General features: G+C 62.4%; 8 protein-coding genes. 2 read left to right on the forward strand and 6 right to left on the reverse strand.

Features of this window, described 5'->3' with window-relative positions; translation table 11 throughout:
* Positions 1-56: 56 nt before the first annotated feature.
* From K0H47_RS12910 to K0H47_RS12935, 6 genes are all read right to left on the reverse strand, one after another.
* Entirely contained in the window at positions 57-1,397 is a 1,341-nt protein-coding gene (locus K0H47_RS12910) for a sorbosone dehydrogenase family protein (RefSeq protein ID WP_219272843.1), read from the reverse strand.
* A 135-nt stretch (positions 1,398-1,532) separates the two neighbouring features.
* Entirely contained in the window at positions 1,533-2,498 is a 966-nt protein-coding gene (locus K0H47_RS12915; RefSeq protein ID WP_063028793.1) for a pyridoxamine 5'-phosphate oxidase family protein, read from the reverse strand.
* 2 nt (positions 2,499-2,500) lie between these two features.
* On the reverse strand, positions 2,501-3,400 hold the full coding sequence (locus tag K0H47_RS12920; RefSeq protein WP_219272844.1) for a LysR family transcriptional regulator: 900 nt from the start codon (positions 3,398-3,400) through the stop codon (positions 2,501-2,503).
* Positions 3,400-4,320, reverse strand: coding sequence for a LysR family transcriptional regulator (locus K0H47_RS12925; RefSeq protein WP_219272846.1), 921 nt, complete (start codon positions 4,318-4,320; stop codon positions 3,400-3,402). The genes K0H47_RS12920 and K0H47_RS12925 overlap by 1 nt, the downstream gene beginning before the upstream one ends.
* An 86-nt stretch (positions 4,321-4,406) precedes the next feature.
* Positions 4,407-5,027, reverse strand: coding sequence for a glutathione S-transferase family protein (locus K0H47_RS12930; RefSeq protein ID WP_219272848.1), 621 nt, complete (start codon positions 5,025-5,027; stop codon positions 4,407-4,409).
* A 125-nt stretch (positions 5,028-5,152) separates the two neighbouring features.
* Positions 5,153-6,025, reverse strand: coding sequence for a LysR family transcriptional regulator (locus K0H47_RS12935; RefSeq protein WP_219272851.1), 873 nt, complete (start codon positions 6,023-6,025; stop codon positions 5,153-5,155).
* A gap of 190 nt (positions 6,026-6,215) precedes the next feature.
* Between K0H47_RS12935 and K0H47_RS12940 the strand changes: the two genes are divergently transcribed.
* Both K0H47_RS12940 and K0H47_RS12945 read left to right on the forward strand, forming a co-directional pair.
* A complete protein-coding gene (locus tag K0H47_RS12940) occupies positions 6,216-6,989 on the forward strand; it encodes a glucose 1-dehydrogenase (RefSeq protein ID WP_093208171.1) in 774 nt (257 codons plus the stop codon).
* A 13-nt stretch (positions 6,990-7,002) separates the two neighbouring features.
* Complete coding sequence (locus K0H47_RS12945) at positions 7,003-8,049, forward strand: L-idonate 5-dehydrogenase (protein WP_219272849.1); 1,047 nt, start codon at positions 7,003-7,005, stop codon at positions 8,047-8,049.
* Positions 8,050-8,147: the final 98 nt, after the last annotated feature.

An 8,147-nucleotide genomic window follows, 5' to 3' on the forward strand; every position in this document is an offset into this window, starting at 1 on the left:
AACCAATACAAGCCATCACCCAAATAACGGATATGCCCCCAACATCAGCAACCCCCTTAAGGCCTCACCCACGCCACGCGCCACACCTTGTTCCCCACATCATCCGCCACCAGCAACGCCCCCTGCCCGTCCAGCGTCACACCCACCGGCCTACCCTGAGCCTCCCCATCGCCGTTCAAAAAACCAGTCAGAAAGTCAACAGGCTGACCCGAAGGCTTACCATCCCGGAACGGAACAAACACCACCTTGTACCCCGCCTGCGGATTACGATTCCAGGACCCATGCTCCCCCACAAACACCCCATCGGCGAACCCCGCCGGCATCCCCCGCGCATCAGAAAAGGTCAACCCCAACGGCGCCACGTGAGTCCCCAGCGCGTAGTCTGGCGCAATAGCTTGGGCAACCTTGTCAGGACGCAACGGCTGCACCCGCGTATCAACATGAGCCCCGTAATAACTCCACGGCCAACCGTAAAAAGCACCCTCCCGCACCGAAGTCAGGTAATCCGGCACCAGGTCACTGCCAATCTCATCGCGCTCATTAACCACCGTCCACAGTTGCGAGGAACCAGGCTTCCACGCCAGCCCATTGGGATTGCGCAACCCACTGGCGAACAGACGCTTCTGCCCACTGGCAAGATCCAACTCCCAGATCGCCGCACGCCCGTCCTCGGCTGCAAGCCCGTTCTCACCCACATTGCTGTTGGACCCGACCGTCACGTAAAGCTTGGTGCCCTCAGGATTGGCCAGAACGTTCTTGGTCCAGTGATGATTGATTCCGGCCGGCAAATCGGTGACCTTCACCGGCGTGGCATCGATGTGAGTCTGGCCCGGAACATAAGGCACCTTGACCACCGCATCGGCATTGCCGATATACAAGGCATCACCCACCAGCGCCATGCCAAACGGCGACGTAAGCCCACTGAGAAACACGCTCTTCACCTCGGCATGCCCATCACCATCGGCGTCCCGCAGCAGGGTAATACGGTCCGCGCTCGGCGTATCGGCACCCACCCGCCCCATCACAAACCCCATCGCCGTACGACGCGCCCAGGCAAGCAAACCGGTGCCGCCATCCGTGGCGCCTTCAGGCATGGGCGGATGGTTACTCTCGGCGACCAGAACGTCGCCATTGGGCAAGGTGTACACCCAGCGTGGATGATCAAGGTTCTCGGCCAACGCCGTCACCGCAAACCCTTCCGGAGCCGTCGGTTGGGCATCGCCTGGCCAACCGACAGCCTTGGACACCTTGAGTGTCGGGATCAGCGAGGCCGTAGGTTCGGGCAGTTGCGGGCTCGGCCCAACACCGGCCTGAAACGGCAATTTGGAGGATTCACCACAGGCGCTCAGGGCAGCAGTGGTGGTGATCAGCAGCGCAAGGCGGCTTGGTGCATTCATCGGAAAACCTCGGGACAGCCCATCATTGGGCAGGCAAAATCCCGACGGAGTATTGCGTCATTCCCCGGCACCAAACACCGCCTCCCGCGCAATTGAGTTTTAACTCAGTCGCACGAGTGTGCTCGACAGCGTCCCTCAGACCCTCCATGGCCCCAATGACAGGCTGTAAGGAGAAAACGCTTCGAACTGCCAACGCAACACCAGCGCCGCTTCCCGTCGAACCACATGCTCCACGGTCACCCGCCATAACCGCTCGGCGCCCTGGAACCCCGCCACCTCGGGCCCTTCAAGAATCACCTCGGCCCGCCCGACAACCTGCAACACATCACCCGTAGCAAAATCCACAAACAACAATCCCGCCACCGGGTTGAGCTGCAAATTGCCCAAGGTGTTGAAAAACGAGTTGCCGGTAAAGTCGGGAATCGTCAGTACATCACCGTCCACCCGCACAAACCCACGGTCGCCACCCCGGTGCGAAACGTCCACCGAACGCTTGGCCACATCCCCCTCCAGGTCCACATAACTGGCGACGAAGAACGTATCCGCGCTACGAATCAGCGTCCGGGCAGACTCATCGAGCGAGTTGGCGCGCTGCACCGCGCCTTCAGCAGAACGCTGCCCCCGAGCATCCGGGTCCACTGCACGCAACTGGATGTACTTCGGACAATTGCCAAAGGTGTGCACCACGTCCACCGCAAAACCATCAGCGCCAGCCGTACCCACAACTCCATTCATACGGTTGCGCCGCCGCGTATTCAGATCAATGCCCAACAGCCCCACCGCCGCACCTTTCTTCAGCCCCGCCCCGGCGGGATCATCCACCGCAGGCAGGCTGTCGATACGCAAGCTGTAGGGGTCAGGCGAATACACAAACCCCGGCGCCCCCTCCAGCAGCGTAGCCCACGGAAGCCCCTGATCATCCACGGCGCCCACCACCAGATAGGGCAACAACTCATAAAACGCCCGATGCTGCTCCGGCAAATGATCCCGTATGACCTTCGCGCCGATCACCTCCATGCGCTCAGCCACGCCGGCACTTTGCTGCAATTGCCGCTCGCCGGCATGCCATGGCGAGACGGGGGACGCGTCCTGGTGGTTCATGATCAAGCCCTCAGTGGATGAAACGCCGGATGTTCACGCAAAGCCGCCACCGTAAAATCGACAAAACTGCGCACCCGCATCGAAGCGTTGCGCCCTTCGCGGTAGATCACATGCACCGGCAGCGGCGGCGGTTCATGGGCCTGCAATACCCGGCGCAGTTCGCCGTTTGCCAAGTGCTCGTGGACCGGGTAACTCAGGCACCGGATCAACCCTGCGCCCTGCACTGCCGCATTGATCGCGCCCTGCACGGTGGTGCAACCGAGGCGCGCCCGGGCCTTGATGCTGGAGGCCAGGAAATCCCATTGCACCCCGTCTGAATAGGCCTGGCTGGCGACCAGTCGATGTCGCTTGAGCGCCTCGGGTTGCAGTGGCTCGCCATGGGTTTCCAGGTAGCCAGGGCTGGCGCACACGATGTTGCGCACATGGCCCACAGGCCGCGCAATCAGGGATGACCCGGGCAGTTCTCCCACCAGGACCGCCACGTCCAGGCCGTCTTCATTCAGGTTCGGATAATGATCGTGGTAATGGGCAAACATCCGGACGCCGGGATAGCGCTCCAGGTAGTCGGCCAACAGCGGCGCCATCACATACCGGCTGAACAGAAACGGAAAAAACACCCGCAGATTCCCCTCGGCCTGCGCATGCGCACCCTGGGCAGACGCTTCGGCGGCGCTCACGCCATCAAGGATGCGTGAACAGTCCGCCATAAACCTCGCCCCGGCTTCGGTGAGGCGAATGCCCCGGGTGCTGCGCTCCAGCAATTGCACTCGCAAGCGCGTCTCCAGCCGGTCAATCGCGCGGATCACAGTGGGCCCCGAGATGCCCAGGCAGCGGGCCGCCGCAGCCAGGCTCGGCTGCCGGGACAGCGTCTGGAAAATCTGCATGTCGCGATAGCGGTCCATCAGGCCGGCCGCGGCATCGACGGGTTAAGCGCAGCATCCTGCCCCAGCCGGCTGACCAAAAAATCCACGAACGTGTTGACCTTCGCCGGTACCCGGGCGCTGTTCTGGAACACCACATGGATCGGCAACGCAGGCGGCTCGAAGTCTTGCAGGATGATCTCCAGTGCGCCTGCACGCACATCGTTGGCCACCTGATAAGACAGCACCCGCGTGACGCCCCAGCCCAGGCGCGCCAGGTTGATTGCCGCGTTGTTGGCGGTGACCACCAGGCGTGGCTCAACGGCCACGCTCAATGGCTGGTTGCTCTCCCTGAACTGCCATTCGCTGACCAATTGGCTGGAGGACGACGTGACAATCTTCGCCTCCCGCAGTTGCCCGGGGTGCAGTGGCCGGCCGTGCCGCTCAAGGTAAGCCGGCGCGGCGCATACCACGCGGCGCACTTCACCGACCTTGATCGCCTGCTGGCCGTTTTCCTGCAAATGCCCGATGCGCACGGCCACGTCGACGCCTTCGTCGGTCATATTGACCACACGGTCCACCAGCAAGGCGTTGATGCTGACCTGGGCAAATTGGTCCAGGTACTCCCCCAGGATCGGCGCGACGAACAATTCGCCGAACAACACAGGCGCGGTGACCGTCAAGTGCCCCCATGGGATCGAGAAGCTACCGGCTGCTGCTTCTTCGGCCTCAACCAGCTCCGCGAGAATGCGCCGGCAATCATCCAGATAACGCTGGCCAGCCTCGCTCAGGTGCAGGCTGCGGGTGGTGCGCGAGAGCAACTGCGTGCCGATACGCGCCTCCATCGCAGCAATCGCACGGGTCACGCTGGGGGGCGAGATTTTCAGGCGCCGGGCCGCCGCGGCAAAGCCCTGTTCTTCGGCGACTGCGAGGAAAATCTGCATTTCCTGGAAACGGTCCATGAGCCCCCTTAATCGAATGTAGTCCACCAAACCAGTGGCTTGGGAGCGGTTGTGGCGAGGGAGCAAGCTCCCTCGCCACAAAATCTTCAAGCCTTCGCCAGGCCCACGGCGGTGCGTTGCATACCGACAAAACCCGGCAGCGCCTCGATACTGCCCAGCCAGGCGCGAACCTGCGGATAGTCGCTCAACGAGACGTTACCTTCCGGGGCATGGGCGATGTAGGTGTAGTGCGCGATATCGGCAATCGTCGGCAGGTCACCGGAGAGAAAACGGCTCTGCCCCAACTGTTGCTCCACCACGCTGAGGAACCCATGGGAACGGCTGATGGTCGCCTCGGCATCCAGTGCGGCACCGAACACGGTGATCAATCGAGCCGCAGCCGGACCGGTGTGCAGCGGCCCCGCCGCTGCCGAGAGCCAACGCTGTACACGGGCCTGGGCCAAAGGCTCGGTCGGCAGCCACTGGGTGTTGCCATATTGGCCGGCGAGGTACACCAGGATTGCATTGGAGTCCGCCAGCACCACACCGTTGTCATCGATCACCGGCACCTGGCCGAAGCTGTTGAGGGTGGTCAGGAACTCGGAGGTTTTGTGGGCGCCTTGCTTCAGGTCCACCGGTACCAGCTCGGCGGGTACGCCCAGCAGCGACAGCATCAACTCGACCCGGTGGGAATGGCCAGACAAGGGGTAACGGTACAGTTTGATCATGACAGGCTCCGCGATGTGCCAGGGACTCGACCCGGTAATCGTGTCGATGGCACTTATCTTCCACCGCTACGGCACGCAGCAGAATAGCCAGTTTTTACAATCCAGCATTTCACCAGATGAAATAATCACTCGCCAAACAACTCGTCGATCAGGTTGAGCACGGTGGTTTTCACTGCGCTGTCGAGTTCGGTCCAGGCCAGGCCGGTCCTGGCCCGGAACGCCCCCAACTCCAAGTGCCTGGATACACAATTGGCCGGCAACGCCCGAGCCGCCTGCTGCGGCAACACCCCCACACCCAACCCGGCCGAGACCAGCGCCAGCATGGTGGTGAACTCGCCGAGTTCAGAGGCGATCTCCAGGGGCGCGCCCACGGCCTGGACGAACTCGTCGTAGAACCCTGGGGCATACCGTCGGGCCAGGATGAACACCGGGACCTTGAGCAAGTCGGCCGGCTGAATGGCTGTCTGAGCCGCCAACGGATGATCAATGGGCAAGGCAACCACAAAGCTTTCCTGCAACACCGCGCGGGTCTGCACGCCGGGATAGGCCGCCGGCAAACGCATCAGGCCGAAATCCAACTGACCGTTTTTCAGCGCCGTCGCCTGATCCGGGCCGGGCATGTCCTTAAGTTCCAGTTCAATTCGCGGGTAGCGCTGATGCATCGCGCGAATCAATCCCGGCAGCAATTCAGGCAAGACTGACGAGACAAATCCCAGGCGCACCCGGCCGATTTCCCCACGGTTTGAAGCACGGGCGGCATCGGCGGCGCGAGTGGCCTGGTGCAGGGTGGCCTGGGCCTCGGGGAGAAACACCCGCCCGGCTTCGGTCAGCGTCACCGAGTGCCGGTTGCGGTCGAGCAGGCGCACGCCCAGGCCGCTTTCGAGCAGTTTGATCTGCATGCTCAGCGCCGGTTGCACGATCGACAACTGCGCGGCCGCCCGGCCGAAATGCAGTTCCTGGGCTAGCACGACAAAGGCGCGCAGGTGTTTGAGTTCCATCATGAGGCTCCGGTTATCACCGTTTTTGATCACTGGATCACAAATGAAAATTGGACGCTGAACCCGGGCTGCGGTGAAGTTAGGTCCGTCATGCACGATATGACAGGGTTTGGCCTATAACAATAAGGACGGCACCTCGCACTCGGATTGTTAGTGTTGATCACCTGTTTCAGCCACGGGAAATCTCTCCATGCAAAGCGTTTTAGACAACTTCCGCCTCGATGGCCGCCTGGCCTTGATTACCGGTTCCAGCGCCGGTATCGGTCTGGCTATCGCCCGTGGCCTGGCCCAGGCCGGCGCGCGGGTGGTGCTCAACGGGCGTAATCGCAGCACCTTGCGTGACAGTGCCGCGTTGCTGGCGGCGGAAGGCCTGGAAGTCCATACCCAGGGGTTCGACGTCACCGATGGCGCAGCGGTGTTGGCCGCCGTGGCAGATATCGAAGAGCGCCTGGGCCCGCTGGACATCCTCGTGAACAACGCCGGCATGCAGCGGCGCGGCCCACTTGAGGATTACAGCGAAACCCACTGGCGCGAGTTGATGAGCACCAACCTCGACAGCGCCTTCCTTGTCGGCCAAGCCGTGGCCCGGGCGATGATCCCGCGCAAGCGTGGGCGCATCATCAATATCTGCTCGGTACAAAGTGAATTGGGCCGCCCGGGCATTGCGCCGTATGCCGCCAGCAAAGGCGCGCTGAAGATGCTCACCAAAGGCATGGCCATTGACTGGGGCCCACACGGCCTGACGGTCAATGGCATCGGCCCCGGCTACTTCAAGACCGAACTGAACGCCAACCTGGTGGCCAACCCCGAGTTCAGTGACTGGCTGGTGCAACGCACGCCGAGCCGGCGCTGGGGTGACGTCGCCGAACTGGCGGGCGCTGCGGTGTTCCTTGCCAGCGATGCGGCGAGTTTCGTCAACGGTCATATCCTGTACGTGGACGGTGGCATCACCGCCTCGTTGTAACCCGGAGAATTTCATGCACGCTATCGTCTGCCATGCCTCGAAGGACCTGCGGGTAGAACCGCAAACCGAACCTCACACCCTCGGCCCCGACCAGTTGCGGGTGCGCATTGCCCGGGGCGGAATTTGCGGCTCGGACCTGCACTACTACCAGCACGGCGGCTTCGGCACCGTACGCCTGCGCGAGCCGATGGTGCTGGGCCATGAAGTGTCGGCGGTGATCGATGCCGTGGGCAGCAAGGGTGGCCCGTTCAAGGTCGGCCAACGCTTGTCGGTGTCGCCGTCGCGGCCTTGCGGGGGTTGCCGTTATTGCCATCAAGGGCTGCCGAACCATTGCCTGAACATGCGCTTCTACGGCAGTGCGATGCCCTTCCCCCACGTGCAAGGCGCGTTTCAACAGTCCCTGGTGATCGAAACGCACCAGGCGCACCTGCTGGCCGATCATGTCAGCCTCGCCGAAGGTGCGATGGCCGAACCCTTGTCTGTGGGTTTGCATGCGATCCAGCGCGCCGGAGCGATCTTCGGCAAGCGAGTGCTGGTGACCGGCTGCGGCCCTATCGGCAACCTGTTGATCGGCAGCCTGCGGGCCGCCGGTGCGGGGGAAATTGTCGCCGTGGACCTGGCCGCCGGGCCGTTGGCCTGCGCCGAGAAAATGGGCGCCAGCCGTACCCATAATCTGGCGGAAGACGCCGACGCGTTGAAGCCCTACACCGCCGAAAAAGGCTACTTCGACGTGATGTTCGAAGTCTCCGGCAGCGCTCAGGCCCTGCGCAACGGCCTGGAGTGCATGGCCCCGCGCAGCGTACTGGTGACCGTCGGCCTGGGTGGCGAAGTCTCGCTGCCGCTTAACCTTTTGGTAAGCCGTGAAATCGACCTGCGAGGCACCTTCCGCTTCCATTCGGAGTTCGCCCAGGCGGTGGATTTGCTGAATCGCCAGGTGATTGATGTGCGCCCGGTGATCTCCCACACCGTGCCGTTCAGCGAGGCGGTGAAGGCGTTTGAACTGGCGGCGGACAAGAGCCGGGCGATGAAGGTGATGCTGGATTTCGGTGTGGGTGATTGAACCGGGTGTATATCCGTTATTTGGGTATCGGCCGCTTATGGTTCCGCTCTTACAGCGGCTCACTTTTGAAAAGCGCAAAAGTAAGCAAAACGCTCTTG

The sequence above is a fragment of the Pseudomonas sp. Xaverov 83 genome (assembly GCF_019352905.1).
Classification (GTDB): domain Bacteria; phylum Pseudomonadota; class Gammaproteobacteria; order Pseudomonadales; family Pseudomonadaceae; genus Aquipseudomonas; species Aquipseudomonas yamanorum.

Excerpts from the sequence above, each read along its gene's own strand:
- K0H47_RS12910 (WP_219272843.1), bottom strand. The coding sequence starts at position 1,397 with ATGAATGCACCAAGCCGCCTTGCGCTGCTGATCACCACCACTGCTGCC.
- K0H47_RS12915 (WP_063028793.1), bottom strand. The coding sequence starts at position 2,498 with ATGAACCACCAGGACGCGTCCCCCGTCTCGCCATGGCATGCCGGCGAG.
- K0H47_RS12920 (WP_219272844.1), bottom strand. The coding sequence starts at position 3,400 with ATGGACCGCTATCGCGACATGCAGATTTTCCAGACGCTGTCCCGGCAG.
- K0H47_RS12925 (WP_219272846.1), bottom strand. The coding sequence starts at position 4,320 with ATGGACCGTTTCCAGGAAATGCAGATTTTCCTCGCAGTCGCCGAAGAA.
- K0H47_RS12930 (WP_219272848.1), bottom strand. The coding sequence starts at position 5,027 with ATGATCAAACTGTACCGTTACCCCTTGTCTGGCCATTCCCACCGGGTC.
- K0H47_RS12935 (WP_219272851.1), bottom strand. The coding sequence starts at position 6,025 with ATGGAACTCAAACACCTGCGCGCCTTTGTCGTGCTAGCCCAGGAACTG.
- K0H47_RS12940 (WP_093208171.1), top strand. The coding sequence starts at position 6,216 with ATGCAAAGCGTTTTAGACAACTTCCGCCTCGATGGCCGCCTGGCCTTG.
- K0H47_RS12945 (WP_219272849.1), top strand. The coding sequence starts at position 7,003 with ATGCACGCTATCGTCTGCCATGCCTCGAAGGACCTGCGGGTAGAACCG.